26 protein-coding genes and 1 tRNA gene are annotated in these 22,237 nt (G+C 63.3%); 13 read left to right on the top strand and 14 right to left on the bottom strand.

Going from position 1 to position 22,237, the window contains the following annotated elements:
• Together A9D15_RS08780 and A9D15_RS08785 are read left to right on the top strand one after the other, a co-directional pair.
• Complete coding sequence (locus A9D15_RS08780) at nucleotides 1-438, top strand: cytidine deaminase (RefSeq protein WP_066764038.1); 438 nt, start codon at nucleotides 1-3, stop codon at nucleotides 436-438.
• Between the two features lie 49 nt (nucleotides 439-487).
• On the top strand, nucleotides 488-871 hold the full coding sequence (locus A9D15_RS08785; protein WP_066764040.1) for a hypothetical protein: 384 nt from the start codon (nucleotides 488-490) through the stop codon (nucleotides 869-871).
• A gap of 6 nt (nucleotides 872-877) precedes the next feature.
• Here A9D15_RS08785 and A9D15_RS08790 read toward each other — a convergent pair whose 3' ends face one another.
• Nucleotides 878-1,276 carry a DUF1761 domain-containing protein gene (locus A9D15_RS08790; RefSeq protein WP_066764041.1) on the bottom strand — a complete coding sequence of 133 codons (399 nt, stop codon included), beginning with the start codon at nucleotides 1,274-1,276 and terminating at the stop codon, nucleotides 878-880.
• A gap of 157 nt (nucleotides 1,277-1,433) precedes the next feature.
• Between A9D15_RS08790 and rimO the strand changes: the two genes are divergently transcribed.
• Nucleotides 1,434-2,801 (top strand): 30S ribosomal protein S12 methylthiotransferase RimO, encoded by a 1,368-nt coding sequence (rimO, locus tag A9D15_RS08795; protein WP_066764042.1) that lies wholly within the window; start codon nucleotides 1,434-1,436, stop codon nucleotides 2,799-2,801.
• A gap of 40 nt (nucleotides 2,802-2,841) precedes the next feature.
• Here rimO and A9D15_RS08800 read toward each other — a convergent pair whose 3' ends face one another.
• Nucleotides 2,842-4,443 (bottom strand): M20/M25/M40 family metallo-hydrolase, encoded by a 1,602-nt coding sequence (locus tag A9D15_RS08800; protein WP_066764043.1) that lies wholly within the window; start codon nucleotides 4,441-4,443, stop codon nucleotides 2,842-2,844.
• A gap of 152 nt (nucleotides 4,444-4,595) precedes the next feature.
• Here A9D15_RS08800 and A9D15_RS08805 point away from each other — a divergent pair, with 152 nt between their 5' ends.
• A complete protein-coding gene (locus tag A9D15_RS08805; RefSeq protein ID WP_066764045.1) occupies nucleotides 4,596-5,357 on the top strand; it encodes a competence/damage-inducible protein A in 762 nt (253 codons plus the stop codon).
• Nucleotides 5,358-5,360: 3 nt separating this feature from the next.
• Here the strand turns inward: A9D15_RS08805 and A9D15_RS08810 are convergent, their stop codons facing one another.
• Both A9D15_RS08810 and A9D15_RS08815 read right to left on the bottom strand, forming a co-directional pair.
• Nucleotides 5,361-6,527, bottom strand: a complete 1,167-nt coding sequence (locus A9D15_RS08810; protein ID WP_066764046.1) for a glycosyltransferase — start codon at nucleotides 6,525-6,527, stop codon at nucleotides 5,361-5,363.
• The gene (locus A9D15_RS08815) at nucleotides 6,527-7,309 is read right to left on the bottom strand and encodes a COG4705 family protein (RefSeq protein ID WP_066764050.1); all 783 of its coding nucleotides are present in this window, start codon (nucleotides 7,307-7,309) and stop codon (nucleotides 6,527-6,529) included. The genes A9D15_RS08810 and A9D15_RS08815 overlap by 1 nt, the downstream gene beginning before the upstream one ends.
• A gap of 135 nt (nucleotides 7,310-7,444) precedes the next feature.
• On the opposite strand from A9D15_RS08815, the gene A9D15_RS08820 reads away from it, so the two are divergent.
• On the top strand, nucleotides 7,445-7,948 hold the full coding sequence (locus A9D15_RS08820; RefSeq protein ID WP_066764052.1) for a helix-turn-helix transcriptional regulator: 504 nt from the start codon (nucleotides 7,445-7,447) through the stop codon (nucleotides 7,946-7,948).
• Nucleotides 7,949-8,029: 81 nt separating this feature from the next.
• On the opposite strand, the gene rplA is transcribed toward A9D15_RS08820, so the two are convergent.
• Together rplA and rplK are read right to left on the bottom strand one after the other, a co-directional pair.
• On the bottom strand, nucleotides 8,030-8,728 hold the full coding sequence (gene rplA / locus A9D15_RS08825; RefSeq protein ID WP_066764054.1) for a 50S ribosomal protein L1: 699 nt from the start codon (nucleotides 8,726-8,728) through the stop codon (nucleotides 8,030-8,032).
• A gap of 4 nt (nucleotides 8,729-8,732) precedes the next feature.
• A complete protein-coding gene (gene rplK, locus A9D15_RS08830; protein WP_066764063.1) occupies nucleotides 8,733-9,164 on the bottom strand; it encodes a 50S ribosomal protein L11 in 432 nt (143 codons plus the stop codon).
• A 242-nt stretch (nucleotides 9,165-9,406) separates the two neighbouring features.
• Between rplK and A9D15_RS08835 the strand changes: the two genes are divergently transcribed.
• From A9D15_RS08835 to A9D15_RS08850, 4 genes are read left to right on the top strand one after another with little or no spacing between them, the layout of a single operon-like run.
• Complete coding sequence (locus A9D15_RS08835; RefSeq protein ID WP_066764065.1) at nucleotides 9,407-10,750, top strand: arylsulfotransferase family protein; 1,344 nt, start codon at nucleotides 9,407-9,409, stop codon at nucleotides 10,748-10,750.
• On the top strand, nucleotides 10,732-10,971 hold the full coding sequence (locus tag A9D15_RS08840; RefSeq protein ID WP_066764067.1) for a hypothetical protein: 240 nt from the start codon (nucleotides 10,732-10,734) through the stop codon (nucleotides 10,969-10,971). Before A9D15_RS08835 ends, A9D15_RS08840 begins: the two co-directional genes overlap by 19 nt.
• Complete coding sequence (locus A9D15_RS08845; protein WP_066764069.1) at nucleotides 10,971-11,354, top strand: hypothetical protein; 384 nt, start codon at nucleotides 10,971-10,973, stop codon at nucleotides 11,352-11,354. The genes A9D15_RS08840 and A9D15_RS08845 overlap by 1 nt, the downstream gene beginning before the upstream one ends.
• A complete protein-coding gene (locus A9D15_RS08850; protein WP_066764071.1) occupies nucleotides 11,354-12,403 on the top strand; it encodes a sulfotransferase in 1,050 nt (349 codons plus the stop codon). The genes A9D15_RS08845 and A9D15_RS08850 overlap by 1 nt, the downstream gene beginning before the upstream one ends.
• A gap of 75 nt (nucleotides 12,404-12,478) precedes the next feature.
• On the opposite strand, the gene nusG is transcribed toward A9D15_RS08850, so the two are convergent.
• A complete protein-coding gene (nusG, locus tag A9D15_RS08855; protein WP_066764073.1) occupies nucleotides 12,479-13,015 on the bottom strand; it encodes a transcription termination/antitermination protein NusG in 537 nt (178 codons plus the stop codon).
• Nucleotides 13,016-13,040: 25 nt separating this feature from the next.
• Nucleotides 13,041-13,235: a preprotein translocase subunit SecE gene (secE, locus tag A9D15_RS08860; RefSeq protein WP_066764074.1), complete on the bottom strand. Its 195-nt coding sequence runs from the start codon at nucleotides 13,233-13,235 to the stop codon at nucleotides 13,041-13,043.
• A 309-nt stretch (nucleotides 13,236-13,544) separates the two neighbouring features.
• Between secE and A9D15_RS08865 the strand changes: the two genes are divergently transcribed.
• Together A9D15_RS08865 and A9D15_RS16540 are read left to right on the top strand one after the other, a co-directional pair.
• On the top strand, nucleotides 13,545-15,077 hold the full coding sequence (locus tag A9D15_RS08865; RefSeq protein ID WP_066764075.1) for an alanine/glycine:cation symporter family protein: 1,533 nt from the start codon (nucleotides 13,545-13,547) through the stop codon (nucleotides 15,075-15,077).
• Between the two features lie 326 nt (nucleotides 15,078-15,403).
• Complete coding sequence (locus A9D15_RS16540; protein WP_066764076.1) at nucleotides 15,404-15,760, top strand: hypothetical protein; 357 nt, start codon at nucleotides 15,404-15,406, stop codon at nucleotides 15,758-15,760.
• 150 nt (nucleotides 15,761-15,910) lie between these two features.
• On the opposite strand, the gene A9D15_RS08875 is transcribed toward A9D15_RS16540, so the two are convergent.
• Together A9D15_RS08875 and A9D15_RS08880 are read right to left on the bottom strand one after the other, a co-directional pair.
• Nucleotides 15,911-16,906, bottom strand: coding sequence for a hypothetical protein (locus A9D15_RS08875; RefSeq protein ID WP_156521724.1), 996 nt, complete (start codon nucleotides 16,904-16,906; stop codon nucleotides 15,911-15,913).
• Between the two features lie 352 nt (nucleotides 16,907-17,258).
• A tRNA-Trp gene (locus A9D15_RS08880) sits at nucleotides 17,259-17,334 on the bottom strand.
• Between the two features lie 110 nt (nucleotides 17,335-17,444).
• Between A9D15_RS08880 and aat the strand changes: the two genes are divergently transcribed.
• Nucleotides 17,445-18,167 (top strand): leucyl/phenylalanyl-tRNA--protein transferase, encoded by a 723-nt coding sequence (gene aat, locus A9D15_RS08885; protein WP_066764080.1) that lies wholly within the window; start codon nucleotides 17,445-17,447, stop codon nucleotides 18,165-18,167.
• On the opposite strand, the gene A9D15_RS16250 is transcribed toward aat, so the two are convergent.
• The 4 genes from A9D15_RS16250 to A9D15_RS08900 form a co-directional block, all read right to left on the bottom strand.
• Nucleotides 18,077-18,649 (bottom strand): DUF2155 domain-containing protein, encoded by a 573-nt coding sequence (locus A9D15_RS16250; protein ID WP_229660394.1) that lies wholly within the window; start codon nucleotides 18,647-18,649, stop codon nucleotides 18,077-18,079. The two genes, aat and A9D15_RS16250, sit on opposite strands and share 91 nt — an antisense overlap.
• Nucleotides 18,646-19,044, bottom strand: a complete 399-nt coding sequence (locus A9D15_RS08890) for an NADH:ubiquinone oxidoreductase subunit NDUFA12 (RefSeq protein WP_066764082.1) — start codon at nucleotides 19,042-19,044, stop codon at nucleotides 18,646-18,648. Before A9D15_RS08890 ends, A9D15_RS16250 begins: the two co-directional genes overlap by 4 nt.
• A gap of 74 nt (nucleotides 19,045-19,118) precedes the next feature.
• The gene (locus A9D15_RS08895; protein ID WP_066764088.1) at nucleotides 19,119-19,646 is read right to left on the bottom strand and encodes a DUF192 domain-containing protein; all 528 of its coding nucleotides are present in this window, start codon (nucleotides 19,644-19,646) and stop codon (nucleotides 19,119-19,121) included.
• The gene (locus tag A9D15_RS08900) at nucleotides 19,643-20,179 is read right to left on the bottom strand and encodes a regulatory protein RecX (RefSeq protein WP_229660395.1); all 537 of its coding nucleotides are present in this window, start codon (nucleotides 20,177-20,179) and stop codon (nucleotides 19,643-19,645) included. Before A9D15_RS08900 ends, A9D15_RS08895 begins: the two co-directional genes overlap by 4 nt.
• A gap of 235 nt (nucleotides 20,180-20,414) precedes the next feature.
• On the opposite strand from A9D15_RS08900, the gene A9D15_RS08905 reads away from it, so the two are divergent.
• On the top strand, nucleotides 20,415-22,166 hold the full coding sequence (locus tag A9D15_RS08905) for a fatty acyl-AMP ligase (RefSeq protein ID WP_066764092.1): 1,752 nt from the start codon (nucleotides 20,415-20,417) through the stop codon (nucleotides 22,164-22,166).
• Nucleotides 22,167-22,237: the final 71 nt, after the last annotated feature.

The raw sequence follows: 22,237 nt of genomic DNA on the forward strand, positions 1-22,237 counted from the left end.
ATGTCCGGTCGCGACACCCTGATCGCCCGCGCCCGCGAGGCTGCGGCCAAGGCCCATGCGCCTTATTCCGGCTTCCACGTTGGCGCGGCGGTCGAAGCCGCCGACGGCACGATCGTAACCGGCGCGAACATGGAAAACGCCTGCTATCGCCTCGGCATATGTGCCGAACAGTCGGCGCTGACGGCGGCGCAGCACGCGTTCGGCCTGAAGAACGTGGTTCGCATCGCGGTTGCGGGCGGCCCGTTGCAGGACGGCGCGATTTCCGGCGGCGACGTCGTGACGCCGTGCGGCGGCTGCCGTCAGGCGATCTACGAGGCGGCGGCGCTTTCGGGCCATGACGTCGAGATCGTCTCGGCCAGCGCCGATGGCGACGCGGTCGAAGTCCGCACGATCTCGGAGCTCCTGCCCAGCGCCTTCGGACCCGACGCTCTGGCCTGACCTTCGCGGCTCATGTTATCCCTCGGCCATCGAAGCGAGGGGGCATGACATGAAACGCTTTACCACCTGCATCGCCGTGGTCGGCCTTATCGGTTGTTCGCAAACACCCGAAAACAGTAAAGCAGTCCCTTCCCCCGAAGTCGCGGGGTTCGAGGCCGTGCCCGGCACTTATGGCGTCGGCGACGAGACCACGATCTACGCCAAGACCCGCCTCGCCGCGGATGGCACGTACGTGGACATGAACGACAGCGGCCCCGTCGATAAGGGCACCTGGCGCGCGGACGGCGCGACGATGTGCTTCGATCCCGAAGGTGACGGAGAGGACCGGCAGGAACGCTGCTGGATCAACGGCCCGCCCGATGCCGACGGCAGCTTCCTGTCCACCCGCGACGACGGCAGTCAGTCCTACCGCGTCACACCGATCAGCGAATGACTGCGCCTAGCTGCGCGCGAAAAACGTGAACCCCATCGCCAGATAGGCGCAGAACCAGAAGCCCGCATCGATCAGCGCGATCACGCGCGGGTTCCGCTGATGCAGGTAATTGGTCCAGAGAGCGGGAATCACGAAGAACAGCGCGACGCCCCCGCTCATCATCGGGTAGAGCCACCACTTCGACGGATCGGACAGCCGCGCGAACATGTGTCCCAGCATCGCGGCAGAAACCAGAAGCAGCAGGAACGTGAAGAACATCGTCGTGAATGGCTTGCGCCGCACTTCCAGACCGCCCGGCCCTGCCATCACCGCCATCGGGCGTGAGAAGAGCTTGTACCAGACGCCCGCCACGACAATGGCCGCAAATGCCGCGAGAAACACGCCAATCCAGTCGACAGGACCCATCCGAACTCCGTTTGGCTGATCCCGCTGTCCGGGCGGGAAAGGTTGCCTCTGCAACCGGCCCTACACGTAATATGCGCGGACTTTAAGGGCGCCTCCGCCCCGCTGCCGATAACGAACCGCTGGCGCGCACGGCTCGTCGCGTGTATCGGCGCGCCAAATGGCTCAAGAAATCGCTCCCTCCCCCAAAGTCGGCATGGTCAGCCTCGGCTGTCCCAAGGCGCTCGTCGATTCCGAACGCATCCTTACGAAGCTGCGCGCAGACGGATATTCCATGAGCGCCGATTACGAAGGCGCCGACGTCGTGCTGGTCAATACCTGCGGCTTCCTCGATTCCGCGAAAGAGGAAAGCCTCGACGCCATTGGCGAGGCGATTGCCGAGAATGGCCGCGTTATCGTCACCGGCTGCATGGGCAACGAAGCGGAACTGATCCGCGCGAAGTATCCCGATGTCCTGGCCGTCACCGGCGCGCACCAGTACGAACAGGTGGTCGAGGCGGTGCATGAGGCTGCCCCCGCCGCGCGCGGGCCTTTCGTGGACCTGATCCCGCAGCCCGACATCAAGCTGACGCCGCGCCACTACAGCTATCTGAAGATTTCCGAAGGCTGCAATCACTCCTGCGCGTTCTGCATCATCCCGGACCTGCGCGGAAAGCTGGCCAGCCGCCGGATCGATGCCGTCCTGCGCGAGGCGGAAAAACTGGTCGCAGCGGGGACCAAGGAACTGCTCGTCATTTCACAGGACACCTCGGCCTATGGCGTCGACGTGCGCCATGAAGAGCGGATGTGGAAGGGCCACCCCGTGCGCACGCACATGACCGACCTTGCCCGCGAACTGGGCAAGCTGCGCACGCCGCAGAACGAGGTTCCGTGGGTGCGCCTGCATTACGTCTATCCCTATCCGCACGTCGACGCAGTCATCCCGCTGATGGCCGAAGGGCTGCTGACGCCCTATCTCGACATTCCGTTCCAGCACGCCAGCCCGTCGGTCCTGCGCGCCATGAAGCGCCCGGCGAACGAGGCGAAGGTGTTCGACCGGCTGAAGTCGTGGCGCGAGATCTGCCCCGACATCGCGGTTCGTTCCAGCTTCGTTGTGGGCTTCCCCGGAGAGACCGAGGACGATTTCAAATACCTGCTCGACTGGCTGGAAGAAGCGCAGCTCGACCGCGTTGGCGGCTTCCGCTTCGAACCGGTTGAAGGCGCACAGGCCAATGCCCTGCCCAATCCGGTGCCCGAAGAGGTGAAGGAAGAGCGTTACGCCCGCCTGATGGAAGTGACCGAGCGGATCAGCGCGGCCAAGCTTGCCGCCAAGGTCGGCCGCACCATCCCTGTCATCATCGACGAAGTCGGCGAGCCGGACGAGGACGGCGACATCGGCGCGACGGGCCGCAGCCAAGCCGATGCGCCCGAAATCGATGGCAACGTTTTCCTGCGTGACGTGCCCGAAACGGCCAGCCAGGGCGACATCGTCAACGTCACGGTCGAGGACGCCGACGCCCACGACCTGTTCGGCGTCATTGCACCCTGAAACTGGAAGGGCGGAGCCTTACAGCCCCGCCCTTCTCACCTTACTTGTTCGGATCGGCGACCTTGAACGGGTCGGTGACCTTGGGCTCTGTCGGAATACCGGCGCGGGGTAGCTCCTCGTCGCTGTTCGCCGCCTGCCACAGCATTCCGGCCATCACGACGGATGCCTGACGCAAGTCTTCGGCGCGCAGGTGGTCCAGCGTGTCGAGGTTCGAATGGTGCACGCGGCTGAAGTAGTCCAGCGGGTCCTGGATGAACTGATAGGCCGGAAGCCCGATGCGCTGCAGGTAGACGTGGTCGGTCCCGCCGGTTTTGCCCGCCACCACCCGGTCTGCGTCCATCGAGGCGAAAGGGGCCAGCCACTTTGTCAGCAGCGGGGTCACGCCATAGTCGCTTTCGGCATGGATACCGCGAAATCGCCCGCCGCCGTTGTCCATGTTGAAGTAGGCCTTCATGTCGTCATAACCCGGCTTCTTCGTCACCGGCCACGCGCTGCCCCACGAACGGAACTGCGCCATCGGGGCAAGGCTGGTGTCCACGGGTCGCGTCGCGAGATGCCGCTCGATATAGGCACGCGAACCCAGCAGGCCCTGCTCTTCGCCCGACCACAGCGCGAAGCGGATCGTGCGCTTGGGCTTGGGCAATTGCGTCAGGATGCGCGCCGCTTCCATCACCACGATGGTGCCCGCGCCGTTGTCCGCGGCGCCGTCGCCTGCGAACCAGCTGTCGAAGTGCGCGCCGGCCATGACATAGCCTGCTTTCGGATCGCGCCCCTTGATGTCGGCGATGACGTTTGCCGCCTTGGTGTCCTCGGTATCGAACGATGCGTCGATAGACAGAGAGATCGTGGGCGCTTTGCCGGTCTGCGCCAGACGGACGAGGCGGCGGTAGTCTTCCTGCGCCAGTTCCATGGCCGGGACCGCAAGGATCTCTCCGCCGCGGAAGTCATAACCTTCGCCGTGGACCAGCATCCCGTCGCGGTACGACATGGCGACCATCGCCTGCGCGCCTTCTGCCTTCAGGAATTCGCCCAGCTTCTGCTTGAACTCGGCGCTGTCCAGCCGGTCTTCCCATGCGTGCGGGTCGTAAGTTTCTTCCTTGAAGGCGTCCTTCTTGGAAATGTCCTCGCCGGTATAGCGCTTGAAGACCGGACCGTCCGATTCGCTGGTCTCGCCGGGCATCGAGATCAGCACCATCTTGCCGGAAAGCTTCCCGCGCCATTCGGCGAAATGCTCCACCTTGCTCATCGGCGCGACGACGACTTCGCCGGTGATCACACCGTTCGTCGGCGGCGACCATGCGCGGGGCAGCGCCGTCATGCGCAGCGGGCGGGGGGAGACCATCGTGGCCGACCAGTCGACAAGGTCCCAGCCGTAACCGAACTCGAACTCTTCGCGGTGAATGTTGGTCAGGCCCATTTTGGCGAACTTGGCGATCGCCCAGTCCTGCGCGCGGTCCATGTTGGCCGAGTTGGTAAGGCGCGGGCCGATGCCGTCCAGCAGTTCGGATGCCGTAACCATGGCCTCGGACTGCTGCGTCCCTTCCTCGATGATGAAGGCAATGTCGTCCTTCTCTTCCGCCGCGGCGATCACGGGGTGGCTGGCGCACAGGAACAGGCAGGCAGCGGCAAGGCGCTTCGTCATCTAACTCTCCGATAGTGGGGGATTATTCGTCAGGCATTAGTAGGCAATGAAACTAATGCTGCGGCGGCGAAGGTAAAGTGAAAATCCACGTCATGCGGACATCGTCCACATCGGATTTGACCGGCAAGCCGCCACAAGGCAGGAGAGACGCAATGACCCAGCCAAGCCGCATCTGGACCGCAGCCCTCGTCATCATCGGCGACGAGATCCTGTCGGGCCGCACCCAGGACAAGAATATCTCCCAGATTGCCACGTGGCTTGGCATCCAGGGCATTCGCCTGCGCGAAGTGCGCGTCGTGTCGGACGACATGGACGCGATTGCCGAAGCGGTGAATACCCTGCGTGCGCGCAACGATTATCTGTTCACCACCGGCGGCATCGGGCCGACGCACGACGACATCACGGTCGACGCGATTTCGGCCGCGCTGGGCGTGGAGGTCATCGTCCACCCCGATGCCCGCGCGATTCTTGAGAGATATTATGCCGACAAGGGCGGGGTCAACGAAGGCCGCCTCCGCATGGCGCGCACGCCTGCGGGCGCTTCGCTGATCCCCAACCGCTATTCCGGCGCGCCGGGCATCCATGTCGAAAACATCTACGTCATGGCCGGCGTGCCGCACATCACGGCGGGAATGCTCGACGCACTGACCGGATCGCTCGAAGGCGGCGAACCGCTGATCAGCGAGACCGTTGGCGCATGGGTGCCCGAAAGCGAGATCGCGGGACTACTGCTCGAACTCGAACGCGCCCACGAAGGGTCACAGATCGGCAGCTATCCCTTTTTCCGCGAAGGCCGCGTCGGCGCGAATTTCGTAGTCCGTTCGACCAGCGAGGACACGATCAAAAGCGTCATCGACAGCCTTTGCGAAGGCCTTGGCGAAATGGGCTACGACTTCACGCCGGGCGGCATCTGATCCTCAGGCGCGGGCTGCCGGGAACGGCAGGACGCTGATCCCCCGCGCCAATTCAACCTCGCGCATCAGGCATTCGGCCCAGTCGTTCATGCAGCGATCGATGGCGAAGTCCCCTACCCGCCCGCGCTGCGCGCGTGGGGGACGCAGCGTTTCGAGCTCGATAGCGATGGACGCGGCGAGGTCCGCGACATCGTTCGGGCGGGCAAGGGTTCCGAACCGGCCATGGCCAAGCATTTCGGCATTTCCGGTCGGGCAATCCGTGGCAACGATCTTCACTCCGCAGGCCAGCGCCTCGAGCAGCACATTGCTCGCCCCTTCCCAGCGCGAAGGCATGACGAAGACGTCGGCGGCCCGGATCAGCGGGAACGGGTTGTCGAGATAACCCGCAAAGCGCACGCGCCGTTGCAGGCTCAACTTCTGAGCCATTAGCCGCAGGTCCTCCTCCTCCGGCCCGGTTCCGGCGATCACCAGCCGCAAGTCGGGCCACCGCGCCAGCGTTTCGATCAGCAGGTCGAAACCCTTCTGAGGGGCCAGCCGTCCCATCGCAACCAGCAGCGGCCCCTCACCCGGCGGCAGGTCGGGCATGGCCGATCCCAATGCCGCCATGCGGTCGATTCGTGCGATATCGACGCCATTGGCGATCACGTCGATCGCGGCGCTCGTCCCGCTGGCCTCGATCTCGGGGCGCAGCGCTTCGGCGACGGCGACGATGCGGTCCGCAGCCAGATATTTCGACAGCTTCACGAAACCTGGCTCGCGCCCCGGCCGGCGCGAGGAATTGCTGGCGCGCAGGACCAGCCGCATCTGCCCGCGCAGGCCCGAAAGCCAGGCCGCGCCGCTGACCGGCAAGTGCGAATGGTTGCCGCCGCTGACCAGAACGGCAGGCCGGTGGAGGCGGATCATACGGGCGAGCGCCGGAACAGCCAAAGTCAGCGCGAACGCGCGCGGCAGACCGGCCCCGACGTTGCACGATCGCACCGGAATGTCGGAAGGCACACGGGCGCGCATCGGGCCCTCACCGCTGACCGACCACAATTCGACGGCCAATCCGCGTCTGCGCGCAGCAACGGCGATCTCGATCGACTTGGCAACCGTGCCGCTGGCGCGGAAGTCGTGGTTCACGATCACGACATCCGGGCCCGATATGGTTCGGAAGAGTTCAGTCATCATCAGTGCACCCGTTCACCCGTGCGCGATGCGGCGCGCTGCGGAAGGAAAAAGATGAGAAGGACGATTCCCGCGCCCAGCACCGCCGATGCGGCAGCGCGGCCGAGTTCCAGCACGCCATGCGCCACAGGCTTGTCAAGGAAGTCGCCCACGACTGCGCCCAGCGGGCGGGTCAGGATGAAGGCGGCCCAGAACAGCGCAACCTTGTTGGTCGCGGTGAAGAACCACAGCGCCGCAACGAAGGCGAGCGCGCCACCAAAGATCAGCGCCGCACCAAGGTAGCCCGGCCCGCCGTCTGCGACCCAGTCGCCCAGCGCCGTGCCCAACGTCTGCGACAGCGTGATGGTGAGCCAGTAGAACGCCTCGACCTTCACGGTCCGCACCGACAGCACCGATACGGTCCCCGTCGTGAAGTGCCATGCCGCGATGACCCCGAGCACGAGCGCCAGCAGCAACAGCGACCCGCCCAGATAACCGATGCCCAGCGAACGCGTGGCAAAGTCCGCCATAGTCGTGCCCGCCGTGGTCGATGCGACGATAGTCGCCCAGTAGAGCGTGGGGTGGAAGCGGGGCGCCCTGATCTGCGCGATGACGAGCGCGATCAGCAAGGCGGCGAAGATGGCCGTGCCTATGAGGTATCCGAGGTTGAGCGACATGCTGACGGTGTCGCCCGCCGTCTCGCCGAAGGTCGTGGCCAGGATCTTGATGATCCAGAAACCCAGCGTGATCGCGGGGACCTTGGTAAGGTCGGCCGTGGTCTCGCAGGACAAGGACGATGTCGTCATGGCAGGCTCGCAGCAGTTGGTTGAGACCCACGACCTAGAAATCGATGGCATTGCGCTCCATAAGCAGGCGCTGTCTGCGATAAGCACACGCTTATGACGCACCGATGACGGCCGTTTCAGGGATGGGAGAGCCGCTTGAAAGCAACCCGCCGATTGCCACCGCTGCGCTTTGTGGCCGCAGTCGTCGCGCTGCAGGCCGCCGCTGCGATCTACTTTTTCGTCGACGGCGTGAACGACGTACTGCACGCAGGGTCAGACATGACCACGCTGGAGGCATCGCTCGAAGCGCTCGTCGCGCTAGGGCTGCTGGCAGGGGTCGTTCTGGGCGTCTTCGCGATTCGCGCTGCCGCGCGTGAGGCGCACGAGACGGAGCGGGCTCTGGACCTTGCCCGCGGCGCGCTGGCCGAAGCTATCGACCTGGAATTTGCCCGCTGGGGCCTGACGGCATCGGAAGCCGACGTCGCGCTCTTCGCGCTGAAGGGCTGCACCGTCGAACAGATCGCGACGATGCGCGCATCCGCGCAAGGGACTGTGCGCGCGCAGCTAAGCCAGGTCTATGCCAAGGCGGGCGTCAATTCGCAGGCCGCGCTGATGGCGACGATCATGGAAGACCTGCTTCCGCGCCGGGACAGTCAGTGACACTTTAGCAGGCAAAGAAAAAGGGCCGGGAGGTCATGCCCCCGGCCCTATTTTCATGAACCTTCGAGAAGGTCGCGGCGATCAGGCGCCGGCGACTTCCGCGAGGTCGATCTTGAGGCCCGGGCCCATCGAGGAGGTCACGGTGACCTTCTTGACGTACTTGCCCTTGGCGCCCGAGGGCTTGGCCTTGACGATCGCATCGACGAATGCGTCGAAGTTCGCCTTCAGCGCGTCGTCCGAGAACGACAGCTTGCCGATGCCGGAGTGGATGATGCCCAGCTTCTCGACGCGGAATTCGACCTGGCCGCCCTTGGCGTCCTTGATGGCCTGTTCGACGTTGGGGGTGACGGTGCCCAGCTTCGGGTTCGGCATCAGGCCCTTGGGGCCCAGCACCTTACCGAGGCGGCCGACGACGCCCATCATGTCCGGCGTCGCGATGACGCGGTCATAATCGAGATTGCCGTTCTGCATGTCTTCCATCAGGTCTTCGGCACCGACCTTGTCGGCACCGGCGGCCAGAGCCTTCTCGGCGTTGTCGCCGCGGGCGAACACGGCGACCTTGACGTCCTTGCCGGTACCCGAGGGGAGCGAGACCATGCCGCGGACCATCTGGTCGGCGTGACGCGGATCGACCCCGAGGTTCATCGCGATCTCGACGGTTTCGTCGAACTTCGCGCTCTTCAGGTCGCGCAGGGTCTTCAGCGCTTCTTCAACGCCGTAGAGCTTTTCGTTGTCCAGCTTTTCGGCCAGCGACTTCTGCTTCTTGGTCAGCTTTGCCATGATATCAGCCCTCCACCACGTCGAGGCCCATCGAACGGGCGCTGCCCTCGATGATCTTGGTGGCCTGTTCGATGTCGTTCGCGTTGAGGTCGGCCATCTTCTGTTCGGCGATGGCGGCGACTTCGCTGCGCTTGATGGTTCCGGCCGAGACCTTGCCCGGTTCCTTGGAACCCGACTTCAGCTTGGCGGCCTTCTTCAGCAGGAACGATGCCGGCGGCGACTTCGTCGTGAACGTGAAGCTGCGATCGGCATAGACCGTGATGGTCGTCGGGATCGGCATGCCCTTTTCAAGGTCCTGCGTCGCGGCGTTGAACGCCTTGCAGAATTCCATGATGTTCACGCCGCGCTGACCCAGCGCAGGGCCGATCGGCGGGGACGGGTTGGCGGTGCCGGCAGGCACCTGGAGCTTGATATAGCCCTCGATCTTCTTGGCCATGATGGCCTCCTTTCACACTGTCGGACCGCCCTTTCGGGTCGATCCTCCTGATAAGCGGTACATGCGGCGTCCGAAGACACCTCCCGCGCGGAATCACCCGCCCGAAGGCAAGCGAAGGCGCGCAGATAGCGGTTCTGCGGGTGAATGCAAGCAAATCCCCCTTGTCAGCAGCGGTTTTAGCGGGATGTTAACCAAGTTCTTTCACGCAGGTTGGGACAAACGGGGGCGATAGTCGATCTGCAATGGGTAAGGCGGAAGAAAACGGTGACCGCATCGGTCGGATCATGCTGTTTGCGGCAGGGTTCACGCTGGCTGGCCTTGCCGGTGCGCTCGGCATGTCGCCGTTCAACGAACTGGCAAGCGGCGCGCGTGCCACGGTCGGTCTGATAAGGGAGGTATCCTCGGACCGCCCGACGATGCTGATGCCTATCGCCTATCCCGGCGAGCAGCTGGTCACCAACCACAAAGAAGCGATGCAGCCAGGGCTGACCTTGATCCAAGGGATCATGCCGGGTGGCAATCAGGTTCGACTGATCTCTGCGGACGGGCGCGAACTGCACCGATGGCGAGCCGATTTTTTCAAGATATGGCCCGACGCGCCTGAGGTGTTTGGTCGCGACCCTATACCGGCCACTGAAAATCACTATTTCATTCAGGGCATGCACCCCTTCGCCGACGGCTCGCTGCTCGTCAGCTTCGGACAATTGGGCACGGCCAAGCTGGACCGATGTTCCAACCTCGTGTGGCGCACCGACCGTCAAACACACCACTCGATCACGGCCACAAAAGACGGAAAATTCTGGATACCCGGTGCAATCTCCGTTTTCGACACGTCAGAAGACCTTTTTCCTGCTGGACTAAACGCGGAAAAACTACACGCCATGGCGGGAGACAATTTGTCCAAGGCCTTCAATAACTCGGTGCTCTTGGTAAACGCGGAAGGCATTGTGGAGCGTGAGCTTTCCGTCCTGCGCGCCGTCAAGGAAGCAGGCCTTGAGAACGCGCTCTACACCTCGCTTCAGGAAGTGCCTCAGGATCCGATCCACCTCAACGACATCGAAATCGTGACGGAGCCGCTAGCCGCGAAGATCGAGGGCGTGGAAGCAGGCGATCTGCTGTTGTCCATCCGCGAGATGAACATGCTCGCCATCGTCGATGACGAAACCGGCGAATTGAAATGGGAAAAGCAGGGGCCATGGCTCCGTCAGCACGACCTCGACATCGCGCCAGATGGCAAGATCGAAATCTTCAACAACAGGTCCAAGATCATTGGGGATTGGGTCAAAGGCAGTCAGATCCTGGCATTTGATCCCGCAACGGGCAAAGTCGACGTGCTATACCCTGTCGGCAGCAAAGATAATTTCTACACGTACATCATGGGCGCGCACCAGGCGCTGCCCAACGGCAATCGCATGATCACCGAATCCACCGCCGGCCGCGTCTTCGAAGTTACACCGGCGGGCGAGATCGTGTGGGATTACCGCCTCCCCTACGACGGGGAAGTCGCATCGCTCTTTTCATACGCCATCCGCGTTCCGGAAGATTTCTACCAAGGGGAAGACCTGTCATGTCCGTCACGAACCTGAAGACCGCCGCGCTTGCGGCCCTCACGCTCGCTCTGTTCACTGCCGCCAGCCCGGCCCATGCCTACATGGGCGCAGGCGCAGGGCTTAGCGCGATCGGATCCGTGCTGAGCTTTATCGGCGTGGTCCTGCTGATGATTGTCGGCTTTGTCTGGTACCCGGTAAAGCGCCTGCTTCGCCGCAAGCGCGCCGATGCCGTCGTGGAAGACAACGGAGCCGAGTGATGCTGGCCGCCTACCTTGCCACATGCGTCCTGTTTGCAGCCGCATTCGCCCTTCTGGGGATCGTGGGGCGCACGATGGCGATGCTTGCAACCATGCGCGCTTCGGTCGCCGTAATGCGCAACTCGGCGCTGGATGATCTGGCCAAGGAAAAAGCGGTTCAGAAGGGCTCGATCGAGCTTCTCGGCCATCTCGTCGTCGTCATCGCTATGTTGTCGGTGGCTTTTGGTGTGGCCGCGGTTCCGGCGCTGGTCGGAAGCTGGGCGGCCCTGTTCGGGCTTGAGCAATTCGTGGCCTTCACGCTGCGGCCCGACATTCTTCTCGGCACGATCGCGGTCTTTGCAGGCGTCGCGGTGCTGATCCGCAAGAGAAAGGCGCAGGCCTGATGGCAGTCGAGGACTACAACTGGGCCGACAAGCTGGTTCACAAGCTGGCCTTCGGGACCAAGGTACCGCAGGATGTGCTCTGCGACATCGAGGCACAGCTCTACGCAGACCAGATTTCCCGCCAGAAGGCGATGGCTCCGATCTTCATCACCTCGCTGCCGCGCGCGGGCACGACCGTCTTGCTCGAAGTTCTGGCGCGGCACCCCGCGCTCGTCGCGCACAGCTACCGCGACATGCCCTTCGTGCTTTCGCCGATCATCTGGCGCCGCGTGTCGAGCCGCTTCCACGTCGCACAGGACGCGGCAGAGCGCAGCCACGGCGACGGGCTGATGATCAATGTCGACAGCCCAGAGGCTTTCGAAGAAGTGCTCTGGCTACGCGAGTTCGGCGACCACTACACAAAGACCGGCATCGCGACGTGGGACCGGCTACCTCCAGAATTCGTGAAGACTTTCCGCGAACACATGAAGGCGCTGATCGCCTCGCGCGGGGTGGAGCACGGCGGGCGCTACCTGTCCAAGAACAACGCCAACATCGCGCGGTACGGCGCGCTGGCGCGCGCCTTGCCCGATGCAAAGTTCCTGCTGCCGCTGCGCCATCCGCTGGATCAGGCCGTGTCGCTGATGAAACAGCACAAGCGCGCGCTGGCCGAACATGACGCGACGCCCTTTGCCCGCGCCTATACCCGCGATGTCGGGCACTTCGAATTCGGGCGCAATCACCGCCCGATCCTGTTCGACAGCTTCGCGACCGACGGGCTGGACCCCGAGCATGTCGACTACTGGCTCGCCTACTGGATCGCAGGCCATCGTCAGTTCGAATCCGACATGCGCGCGGTCGTCTTGGACATGGGGGCGCTGACCAATGGGGCCACGCCGGTCGAGACCGTGTTCGACAGGCTGGGCCTTGCCCCGTCGGCGGAAGCGCTGGCCCATGCCAGCGGCCTGCTTCGTCCCCTCCCCGAACGCCGCGATGATGCTGGCGCGGACGAGGACTTGCTCAAGACCGCGACCGAGCTGTTCGAGACGATCCGGGCAAGAGCGATCTAAAGAGCCTTCTGGCGCAGATACGAAAAGGGGCGGCCGGAGCCACCCCTGTCGCATTCTCGCTTTCCTTGCGAAAGCTTATTTCGAGAGTTCGACCTGCTCGAAGTCGAGTTCGACCGGCGTTGCGCGGCCGAAGATCGAGACGCTGACCTTGACCTTGTTCTTGTCGAAGTCGAGCTCTTCCACCACGCCGTTAAAGCTGGCGAACGGACCGTCGAGCACTTTGACCGAATCGCCGATCTCGTAATCGACGCTGATGTCGCGCTTGGGCTGGCTGGCCATTTCCTCGCGCTGGCCGAAATAGCGGGCAGCTTCGCGTTCGGAGATCGCCTGCGGCTTGTTGTTGTTGCCGAGGAAGCCGGTGACCTTCGGCGTGTTCTTCACGAGGTGATAGATGTCGTCGTTCATCGCCAGCTTGGCGAGGACGTAGCCCGGCATCGTCTTGCGCTCGGTCTGGACCTTCTTGCCGCGCTTTACCTCGGTGACGGTTTCGGACGGAACCTCGACCGCTTCGACGAGCGCTTCGAGACCGGTGCGCTCCGCTTCGGCGAGGATTGCTTCCTTCACCTTGTTTTCAAAGCCGGAGTAGGCGTGGATGATGTACCAGCGAGCCATGTTCTTTTCCTGATTATCCTGTCGATCAGACCAGCGACAACAGCCACTGCATGACCGCGCCGAACAGCGAATCGATGCCGAGGAAGAAAACGGAGAGAATGACCATCATGATACCGACGAAGATCGCCGTGCTGGTGGTCTCCTTGCGGGTCGGCCAGACGACCTTGGAGCCTTCTGCTCGGACCTGGCGGATGAATTCGCCGGGGCTGGTCTTGGCCATCGTGTCTCTTCCTTGACTTGTCGTTCGCGTGGACTGTGTTTCGCCATCGGTCCATCGCCGCTCCGAGCGAAGCTGGGAGACGGCGTTAAAAGTTCCGATGTCGGAATTGCGGGAATGCCAATAGTATCGCACGCGTCTCGGTGCAAGGGGTGACGCACCTTTACGTGGCCCCAATGCCACGAATGTCGGCCCGATCCGCCACCGATCGGCAGGGGCGACCGTGCAAAGCCCGCGATTGGCGCTTTCCAAGCTTGTTACGGACAGATAGCAATTGAAACCATTCTGTAATCGGGATCACGGGACAACTGCATGACAGTAGCACCTCAGGCGGGGCCAAGCCTCATCGACCACGTAACGAACGTATCGGATTTCATATGGGGCGGAACGTGGAACGGGGATCCTGTCCTCGCCATCGGGGGACAGCCGCTGCCGCCGATGACGATCATCCTGCTAGGCATCGGCCTGTGGATGATGGTAGGTTTGCGGTTCTATCCGATCCTGAAACTGGGCAGCGCCTTTTCCGGCCTGTTCAAGGGCCGCAAAGGCGAGGGCGCGGGTGAAATCAGCCCCTTTGCCGCGCTTTCCACCGCCCTTTCGGGACAGGTCGGCACGGGCAACCTTGCCGGCGTCGCCACGGCCATTGCGCTGGGCGGACCAGGTGCGATCTTCTGGATGTGGATCACGGCGCTGATCGGCATGGCGCTGGCCTTTGCCGAAGGGTCGCTTGCCATCCGGTACCGCGAACAGACGAGCGACGGTTCCTATCGCGGCGGCCCGATGAGCTACATCATGATCGGCCTTGGCCCAAAATTCACCTGGCTGGCGATCATCTTTTGTATCGGCACTCTCGCCTCAGCCATGGTGACGGGCAACATGATCCAGTCGAACGCCATGGCCGACGGGATGAATGAACTGTTCGGGATAGAGGAATGGCTGGGGGGCCTAATCACCGCGATTATCGTGCTGATCGTCATCCTTGGCGGCATCAAGTCGATCGGCAACGTGGCCGAAAAGGTGATCCCGTTCATGGCCGGTGCCTACATCATCATGGCGATAACGGCGCTGATCCTGAACTTTGCCGACCTGCCCGAAACTTTCGGCCTGATTTTCTATGGAGCATTCAATCCGCAGGCGGCGACCGGCGGTTTCGTGGGCGCAGCGATCATGCTGGCCATTCGTGCCGGTGTCGCGCGCGGCCTGTTTTCGAACGAAGCCGGTCAGGGTTCGACCCCGATCGCCCACGCCGTTGCACAGACCGACGATCCGCAGCAGCAGGGTCGCATGGCGATGATGGGCACGTTTATCGATACCATCGTCATCTGCACGATGACTGCGCTGGTCATGCTGACGGTTGAAGGCAACTTTACCGCCGGCGGCGAAACGGTGCGCCATGCGTGGAACTCCGACCTTCAGGGATTTGCAATGACCAGCGGGGCCTTTGCCGCAGCTTTCCCATTCGAGATCGTGAACGTGCCGCTCGGCACACTGGTCGCGTCGCTGGCCCTGATCCTGTTCGTTTTCACGACGCTTTTGACGTGGAGCTATTACGGCGAACGCGCGATCACTTTCCTGTATGATCGCGTCCCCGGTTCCACCCGTGGCGGAGAGAAAGTACTGCACCTGATCTGGCGCGTGCTGTGGTGCGTGGTGATCTTCATCGGCTCCACCCAGGACCTGACGCTGGTCTGGCGCCTTGGCGACATCTCGAACGCGGCGATGGCACTGCCCAACCTGCTGGCGCTCGCGCTGCTGTCGGGAGTGGTGTTCAAGCTGGCCAAGGGACAGCGCAAGGCTGGGCCCGATCATATCCGCGCAACGCCCGAAGAGCCGGAGGAATACTGACACTCCCGGCCATAAGCTGACACGATGAAGGGCGGCGCGATTCGGTTCGTGCCGCCCTTTTCGTTTGGCCGCGCGACGGGCCGAGCGCTGGCATGGACGGCCCGAAACCGGCGGTCCGTGTGAAAAACCGAAATATGGCGGAAATTTGCTCCGGTGGCCGAACAGGCCCCTCCGCCCGTCCCGGATTTCGCCCCCGGTTCATCTGCAATTCACGGCGAAAATCCCGATGTCCGGATCGAGTGTCGCGGGGCGTTCCCTCCCCCCCTCCCTTGCGTCCCGCGGCACCGGCACCTGTCAAAGGGGAAATTCGGGAAAGGACATCACCCATGAAGATCATCGCAGCATCCGCACTTGCCGCAGCAGCGCTCCTGCCGTTCGCCGCACAGGCGCAGGACGCCGATACGACCGTTGCCGCAGGCGCATCGGTTGAAGCCAGGGCCGAAGCGCCCGGCACCGACATCTCCGCATCGGCAAGCGACCTCACCGTCGTCGCGAAGGACAACGGCATGGCCAAGGCCGACGCCGCCAAGGCCGAAGGCTCGGTCACGACCGAAGTGCCCGCATCGACCGCGCACACCGCGCACGATCACGCCGCGATGGCCGGCGCAAAGGTCGAGATGGGCGCCAAGGTGGAGAAGCCCGAAGCGGCAGCAAACGCCAAGGCCGACGTCGCGGGCAAGTAAGCCCCCGGCTCTACAGCCAGTTCCCTGGGGAAGGGCGCGCGGACAAAGGCCTGCGCGCCCTTCTGCGTCTATTCAGGGGCGCAGGCGTCGCTTCCTGCCCGACGATCAGGCACAGGTTGCAAACTTCCAGTCCGCCAGTTGCTTGACTATCTAAAGCCCGCTCGGAGCGTCGGAAGTGCGTTTTGCTGTCGCACGACGCTCTTCGGCGTCCTCAAGGCTCTGGGCTTCTTCATAGATATACTTTTCCCTCCAGCCAAGCCAGGGCGCCGACAGCGAGATCGCCACCCCACTCGGCGCGACCGAGAAATGCTTGAACTGCGATTTGTTGCTCAGCGCCTCGAAAAGGTACTGTGCATTGCGGTCACCTTCGAAGATCGCACTGCATCCTTCAGGCAGATCGTCCGTCTTCGCCAGGTAATCTGCGCAAGTTCCGCGCAACAGTTTCACCTTGCGCTGCCGATCCACCTGTTCAGGACCTCGCTCGTCCTTGTCGGTAGGCTGCAAGCCTGCGGGGACTGGCATCTGCACATGATACTCGGCAATGATGCTGTTGCCCCATTTCCGCGAGGTTGAAGGTTCACCCAATCTTTCTTTGAGAGTTTCGGCGTAAAGCTCGGGGTTCACGTCTACCTTGAAGCGTTGTTCGTACCCGACCCTGTAAAGGCGCTGCTCGCCCGCGTTATTGATGTAAAACGAGGGTGTCAGATATTCGACATCGACCGGCAATTCGAACTGCGACACATTGATGTCGCCATTACCGGGAATGCGGAGCCATTTGTGGACGTGTTTCTGCAGATAGCCCGGCTCCCGGCTTCCAATTTTCTTGAGCCCCACCTCGGCAGCCTGCTGCCTGGCTCCGGTCCCGTCGCTATACTCCCAACCATCGGGCAAGCCGAAGCCAGCCTTGATCAACGCGTCTCTTGTTTCGTCGATGGTCATGTTGAACTTCAGACCAAAGACCTCCGTGTCCATGGCCTCCGCCAGCGAATAAGTGCGAGCATCTGTAAAACTGGAGGCCGCCCCTTGTGTACTTGTCGCATCGCTCGCCCCGGTCTCTGCAACTTCCGCATCGACCTCTCCGGTTTCTCCCGAACCGCAGGAGGCAAGGGCAATAGAAAATAGACACAAAGAAAGCTTCAAACGCATTTTAGTCCCCTGATTTTGGATTCACCTTCCATCGAAAGATTGAGATCGTCTTAAATCGCCTGTGCGGCTGACGTCCACATCCCCCTGAGGTCTCAAGGGCACCGCCCGCATTTCTGGACGAAGACGTTGGCATAGATGCCGATCGCGACGATGCGACCTGGCCGGACATCATGCAGCCGGTGGATGGTGGGGATTGGTCCTTTAAGCCCGGCGCGGGGGACCAGATGGAAACCGGCGCGGAATAGTCCGCCATCAGCCATGAGACTGGCGAAATCACTTCGCGTGCCGCAGCAGGTGGCACTCCCTTGGGGAGGCAAGGGGCTTCGCCAAGTATTTCGGGAAGTGGCAGGAGTGGCAGGAGTGGCAGGATTCGAACCCGCGGCCCTCGGTTTTGGAGACCGATGCTCTACCAACTGAGCTACACTCCTGCGGGTGGAGCGGCCTCTATCGCCCTTCGCACCGGCTGACAAGCGCCTCTTGCAAGGAAATTGGCAGGCGTGCGTGACAAGCCCCCGAACGCGGGGCATATTCGCCTCCGATGTCGACCGGCGCGCCTCCCGACAAGTCCCACGCGGTCATCGCGCCCGACCTGCTGCTGCTCGCCTATCGCAGCGGCATTTTCCCGATGGCCGAAAGCCGCGACGATCCCGAGATCATGTGGATCGAACCTCGCGAGCGCGCGATCATTCCGCTGGACGGGCTGCAGGTCTCGCGCTCTCTGGCCAAGGAACTGAGGCGGGACCGCCTTACCATCACCTGCAACCGCGCCTTCGGGCAGGTCATGGCCGAATGCGCCGCGCCGCGACCCGACGAGGACGGGGAAGAGGGCGAAAGCTGGATCAGCGATCGTATCGTGGCGAGCTATTCGCTGCTGCACCGGCTGGGCCACGCCCATTCGGTGGAGGTTTGGGACGGCGAACGCCTGGTCGGCGGGCTCTACGGCGTGTCGTTCGACCGAGTGTTCTGCGGCGAATCGATGTTCAGCCGCGTGTCCAACGCTTCGAAGATCGCGCTGTGCTGGCTGGTCGCCGCCATGCGCGAAGCACGGATGGAACTACTCGACTGCCAGTTCATGACCGCGCACCTTGCCTCGATGGGCGCGGTGGCGATGTCGCAGTCGGCCTATCTGGAAAAGGTGGAGCAGGCCTGCCGCCCGGCGGAATTTGCGCCTTACGCGCCGCTGCCCGATGCCTTCGCGGCGTTGGCGGCCTCTTCCTCACCCGGGAAAGTCATCGCGCAGTCCTTGATCCACACGTCGTAGATCGGATGTTCGACCACGTTCAGTGACGGGCTGTTTAGGAACAGCCAGCCGGAGAAAACACGCGTCCAGTCCGGATTGTCGTCTTCGCGGTCGTCGGTCGTGAAGACCTGCACGAAGGCGCCTTCCTCGGGCTCGTTATCCCAGGGCGGACGACGCTCGCACGTCTTCAGGCGGATCAGCACGTCGTCGATGCGCTTTTCCTCGCCCGGCTTCAGCACGACATCCTGCGTCAGGTTGTTGCGCTTGTTGAGCAGACCCAGCGTTGCGACCCGCTCTTCCAGCGGCGTGCCTTCGGGCAGAGTGCCGTCGGGGGCCTGTTCCTCGGTCGCGGCAACGGTTTCGTTCGCGACCGGAGCGGCAACGGAATCGTCGGTCTGAACCGCAGGCGTGCCGCCTTCTTCAGCGGGCTTGTCGCCGCAACCTGCCAGCAGCAGTGCCGCGCCAAGCGCGAGCGTTGCGGCCTTCAGGGCGGATCGGCTCACTGGTCGGGCGACCAGGCTTCGTAGTCCCCGGTCGCACGCGCACGCACGCCGCCCTTTTCCAGCGCGCCGGCGGGGCGATAGGCGCCCGCGGTGCCGGTGGCGTTGGGAGTGTAGTCGACCTCGAAGATGCGCGGCGGGGGAAGGTTCGATTCAGGAACCGAATCGAAGGCCCCGTGCAGCCAACCGTGCCATTCGGCCGGAACGCGGCTGGCATCGTTGGCACCGTCGTAGATGACCCAGCGGCGTTCGTTGCCCTGCGCGTTGGGCTTCTTTGCACGATAGTACTTGTTGCCCTGCGCGTCGGTGCCCACGTGCTCGCCGTGGCGGCTCGTGTTCATCATGGTGGTGAAGGTGGCGCCGTTCCACCACGTGAAGATCTTGCCGAGGATGCTCATGGTGCGTGTGCGATTAGCCGCAAGCGCGCACGCGTGCAACTGCAAGACGCACCCTCAAGCGGCAATCTGCGCGCTTATCCCGCCGGAGCGGTAAAAGTGACCTTGTCGCCTGCCTCCAGCCCCAGCTCCGCAGCGCGCCCACCAGCCAGTTCCAGCACGTACATGACAGGCCCCGTCGAACGCACCGATTCCAGCGAATAGGGCTCTGCATTCGCGCCGATCGTATCGATCGTGCCGTCGACTTTCACGAAGATGATGTCGAGCGGGATGACCGTGTTCTTCATCCAGAAGCCCTGACGGCTCGGCTGCGAATCGGTGGTGCTGAAATCGAAGATCATCCCCTCGTCAGCGCCCAGTTCGGTGCGGAACATGAGGCCGCGGGCGCGTTCCTGCGGCGTGCCGGCATATTCGGCGGCGATCTCGTGGGTCTTGCCGTCGATCGTCAGCGTGACCGGAACGATGGCAAGGCCCGATACGGGGTGGCGCGTGGCCGTCGTTTCGCTGGCGGCAGCCTTGGGCTGCTCTGCCGATGGCGTGCAGCCGCCCGCAGCCAGCCCGGTTGCCATCAGGCTCAGCAGCACCGGGCCCAGGATCGATTTCATCGGTATTCCTCTTCGTCGAGAGCATGGGCCCAGTCGCGGGCCGTGTCCTGATCGGGCGCATCGACCAATTCGCGCGCCGCGTCCAGCGAATGTCCCGCACGGATCATCGCCGCGATCTGTTTTTCGCGCACGGCCCTGTCGTCGGCTGGTGCCCCGTCTGCGCCGAACGGCCCGAACCGCCGTTTCTCTGCCATGCGCAGCGCGGCGTGACGCCTGTCGGCTTGCGAGATGTCGTGCCGGTCTTCGCCAGCGATGCCCGCCTGGTCCAGCGCCGCGCCAACCCGCCTTGCGCCATATCCGCGGCGCAGCAGGCTTCCGGTGCGCAACCGGGCGAATTCCTCGTCATCGACATACCGCTTTTCGACGAAGCGCGAGACGAGCGCGGCGACATCGGGCGCTGGGGTGCCTTCCTCCTGCCCTTCCCAGCCGCGTTCCCGCAATTTTCGCCTGCAATACCGCTCCAACGCCTTCGCCGAAGTGGCGAAACGGGCGACATAGGCGACGGCAAGCTCTTCCAGCATAATCGGGGTCAAAGGCTTTCTTACCCTTGCAGCCCGCCTTTTCCGGGGATATTCGCCCTCGCTTCCATCCATCGCGCCATATTCGTGCCACAGTCTCGTAACAATGCAAGCGGCCTCACGGGTCGCAAGTGGTGGATGTAACGATAAAAACGGCGACTGCACCGGGGGGAGCGAATTTCATGCCGTATTCATCAAGCGACAGGCTAGAGCGGCCGGATTTGCAATTGGACGGGAAAGCTTAGTTTTCATGACTCAGACCGCCCCCACGGCTGAAACGACCCTCGTTCCCACGCCGAACGCGGATTCCCTTCCGCGCCGGCTGGCCGACTTCGATACCTTTGCAGACGCGATCGATTACGCGGCGCAAGGCAATCGCGGCCTGAATTTCCACGATCCGCGCGGCAAGCTTACCCGGGTCTATACTTACGCCGAACTGCGCGAAGATGCGCTGGCGATGGCCCGCAGGCTGGTGGCCGCAGGCATCAAGCCAGGCGACCGCGTGGCGCTGATTGCCGAAACCGGCACCGAATTCGCGGCACTGTTCTGCGGCGCGGTCTATGCCGGCGCATGGCCCGTGCCCCTGCCGCTGCCGACCAGCTTCGGCGGCAAGGAAAGCTATATCGACCAGCTGGCCGTCCAGCTGCAGTCGAGCGATCCTACGGTCCTGTTCTACCCCGCCGAAATCGCCGCCATGACCGAGGCCGCGGCCCAGCGTCAGGGCTGTCAGGGGATCGACTGGAATTCGTTCGGAGAGCGCGAGGCCCCCGAGGTCGCGCTGCCCAGGCTTTCGCCCGACGACATCTGCTATCTGCAGTATTCCTCGGGCTCGACCCGTTTCCCGCACGGCGTTGCCGTCACCCACCGCGCGCTGGTGTCGAACCTTGCCAGCCACTCGCACGGGATGTGTCTGGCCGAGAACGACCGCTGCATCTCGTGGCTGCCGTGGTATCACGACATGGGTCTGGTCGGCTGTTTTCTCTCGCTCATCGCGAACCAGGTCTCGGGCGACTATCTGAAGACCGAGGACTTTGCCCGCCGCCCGCTGGCATGGCTTGACCTCATCAGCCGGAACGAGGGCGATTCCATCTCCTACTCGCCGACGTTCGGTTACGACATCTGCGCGCGCCGCATCTCCAGCCAGTCGAACGTTTCCGAACGCTTCGACCTGTCGCGCTGGCGGCTGGCGGGCAACGGGGCCGACATGATCCGCCCCGACGTTATGCAGGGATTCGTCGATGCCTTTGCCGGCGCAGGGTTCAAGGCCAATGCCTTCACGCCCAGCTACGGCCTTGCCGAAGCGACGCTGGCCGTGACGATCATGCCGCCGGGTGAAGGCATCCGCGTCGAACTGGTCGAGGAAGAGCGTCTTTCCGGCACCCCGCGCGATCTGTCGCGCCCGGCCCGCTATCGCGCCATCGTCAATTGCGGCAAGGCCGTGAAGGACATGGAAGTCGTGATCCGCGGCGAGGACGGGCACGAGTTGCCCGATCACCACATCGGCAAGGTCTGGTGCCAGGGCCCCAGCGTCATGCATTCCTATTTCCGCGATCCCGAAGCGACCGAGGCGTGCCTGGTCGACGGGTGGCTGGATACCGGTGACATGGGTTACATGGTAGACGGCTACCTGTTCATCGTCGGCCGCGCCAAGGACATGATCATAATCAACGGCAAGAACCACTGGCCCCAGGATATCGAGTGGGCCGTGGAACAGCTGCCGGGCTTCCACCAGGGCGACATCGCGGCATTCGCGGTGCAGGCCGAAAACGGCGAGGAAGTGCCCGCGGTCCTCGTCCACTGCCGCGTTTCCGATCCGGTCGAGCGTGTGAAGCTGCACGACCAGATCCGCGACAAGGTCCGTTCGATAACCGGCATGAACTGTGTCGTCGAACTCGTGCCGCCGCGCACGCTGCCCCGCACGTCTTCGGGCAAGCTGAGCCGCGCGAAGGCCAAGAAGCTTTACCTGTCCGGCGAGATCGAGCCTTACCAGCTCGCCGCCTAACTGTTGATCGGTTGGAGAGGAGGGGCGGCCCCACGTAGGGCCGCCTCGATTTCTCCGACCGGTCTCCCTCC

This window comes from Croceicoccus pelagius, from assembly GCF_001661915.1.
Classification (GTDB): Bacteria; Pseudomonadota; Alphaproteobacteria; order Sphingomonadales; family Sphingomonadaceae; genus Croceicoccus; species Croceicoccus pelagius.

What these genes read in the sequence shown, in the direction of transcription:
- A9D15_RS08780 (WP_066764038.1), top strand. Translation starts at nt 1, where the DNA reads ATGTCCGGTCGCGACACCCTGATCGCCCGCGCCCGCGAGGCTGCGGCC.
- A9D15_RS08785 (WP_066764040.1), top strand. Translation starts at nt 488, where the DNA reads ATGAAACGCTTTACCACCTGCATCGCCGTGGTCGGCCTTATCGGTTGT.
- A9D15_RS08790 (WP_066764041.1), bottom strand. Translation starts at nt 1,276, where the DNA reads ATGGGTCCTGTCGACTGGATTGGCGTGTTTCTCGCGGCATTTGCGGCC.
- rimO (WP_066764042.1), top strand. Translation starts at nt 1,434, where the DNA reads ATGGCTCAAGAAATCGCTCCCTCCCCCAAAGTCGGCATGGTCAGCCTC.
- A9D15_RS08800 (WP_066764043.1), bottom strand. Translation starts at nt 4,443, where the DNA reads ATGACGAAGCGCCTTGCCGCTGCCTGCCTGTTCCTGTGCGCCAGCCAC.
- A9D15_RS08805 (WP_066764045.1), top strand. Translation starts at nt 4,596, where the DNA reads ATGACCCAGCCAAGCCGCATCTGGACCGCAGCCCTCGTCATCATCGGC.
- A9D15_RS08810 (WP_066764046.1), bottom strand. Translation starts at nt 6,527, where the DNA reads ATGATGACTGAACTCTTCCGAACCATATCGGGCCCGGATGTCGTGATC.
- A9D15_RS08815 (WP_066764050.1), bottom strand. Translation starts at nt 7,309, where the DNA reads ATGACGACATCGTCCTTGTCCTGCGAGACCACGGCCGACCTTACCAAG.
- rplA (WP_066764054.1), bottom strand. Translation starts at nt 8,728, where the DNA reads ATGGCAAAGCTGACCAAGAAGCAGAAGTCGCTGGCCGAAAAGCTGGAC.
- rplK (WP_066764063.1), bottom strand. Translation starts at nt 9,164, where the DNA reads ATGGCCAAGAAGATCGAGGGCTATATCAAGCTCCAGGTGCCTGCCGGC.
- A9D15_RS08835 (WP_066764065.1), top strand. Translation starts at nt 9,407, where the DNA reads ATGGGTAAGGCGGAAGAAAACGGTGACCGCATCGGTCGGATCATGCTG.
- A9D15_RS08840 (WP_066764067.1), top strand. Translation starts at nt 10,732, where the DNA reads ATGTCCGTCACGAACCTGAAGACCGCCGCGCTTGCGGCCCTCACGCTC.
- A9D15_RS08845 (WP_066764069.1), top strand. Translation starts at nt 10,971, where the DNA reads ATGCTGGCCGCCTACCTTGCCACATGCGTCCTGTTTGCAGCCGCATTC.
- A9D15_RS08850 (WP_066764071.1), top strand. Translation starts at nt 11,354, where the DNA reads ATGGCAGTCGAGGACTACAACTGGGCCGACAAGCTGGTTCACAAGCTG.
- nusG (WP_066764073.1), bottom strand. Translation starts at nt 13,015, where the DNA reads ATGGCTCGCTGGTACATCATCCACGCCTACTCCGGCTTTGAAAACAAG.
- secE (WP_066764074.1), bottom strand. Translation starts at nt 13,235, where the DNA reads ATGGCCAAGACCAGCCCCGGCGAATTCATCCGCCAGGTCCGAGCAGAA.
- A9D15_RS08865 (WP_066764075.1), top strand. Translation starts at nt 13,545, where the DNA reads ATGACAGTAGCACCTCAGGCGGGGCCAAGCCTCATCGACCACGTAACG.
- A9D15_RS16540 (WP_066764076.1), top strand. Translation starts at nt 15,404, where the DNA reads ATGAAGATCATCGCAGCATCCGCACTTGCCGCAGCAGCGCTCCTGCCG.
- A9D15_RS08875 (WP_156521724.1), bottom strand. Translation starts at nt 16,906, where the DNA reads ATGCGTTTGAAGCTTTCTTTGTGTCTATTTTCTATTGCCCTTGCCTCC.
- aat (WP_066764080.1), top strand. Translation starts at nt 17,445, where the DNA reads ATGTCGACCGGCGCGCCTCCCGACAAGTCCCACGCGGTCATCGCGCCC.
- A9D15_RS08890 (WP_066764082.1), bottom strand. Translation starts at nt 19,044, where the DNA reads ATGAGCATCCTCGGCAAGATCTTCACGTGGTGGAACGGCGCCACCTTC.
- A9D15_RS08895 (WP_066764088.1), bottom strand. Translation starts at nt 19,646, where the DNA reads ATGAAATCGATCCTGGGCCCGGTGCTGCTGAGCCTGATGGCAACCGGG.
- A9D15_RS08905 (WP_066764092.1), top strand. Translation starts at nt 20,415, where the DNA reads ATGACTCAGACCGCCCCCACGGCTGAAACGACCCTCGTTCCCACGCCG.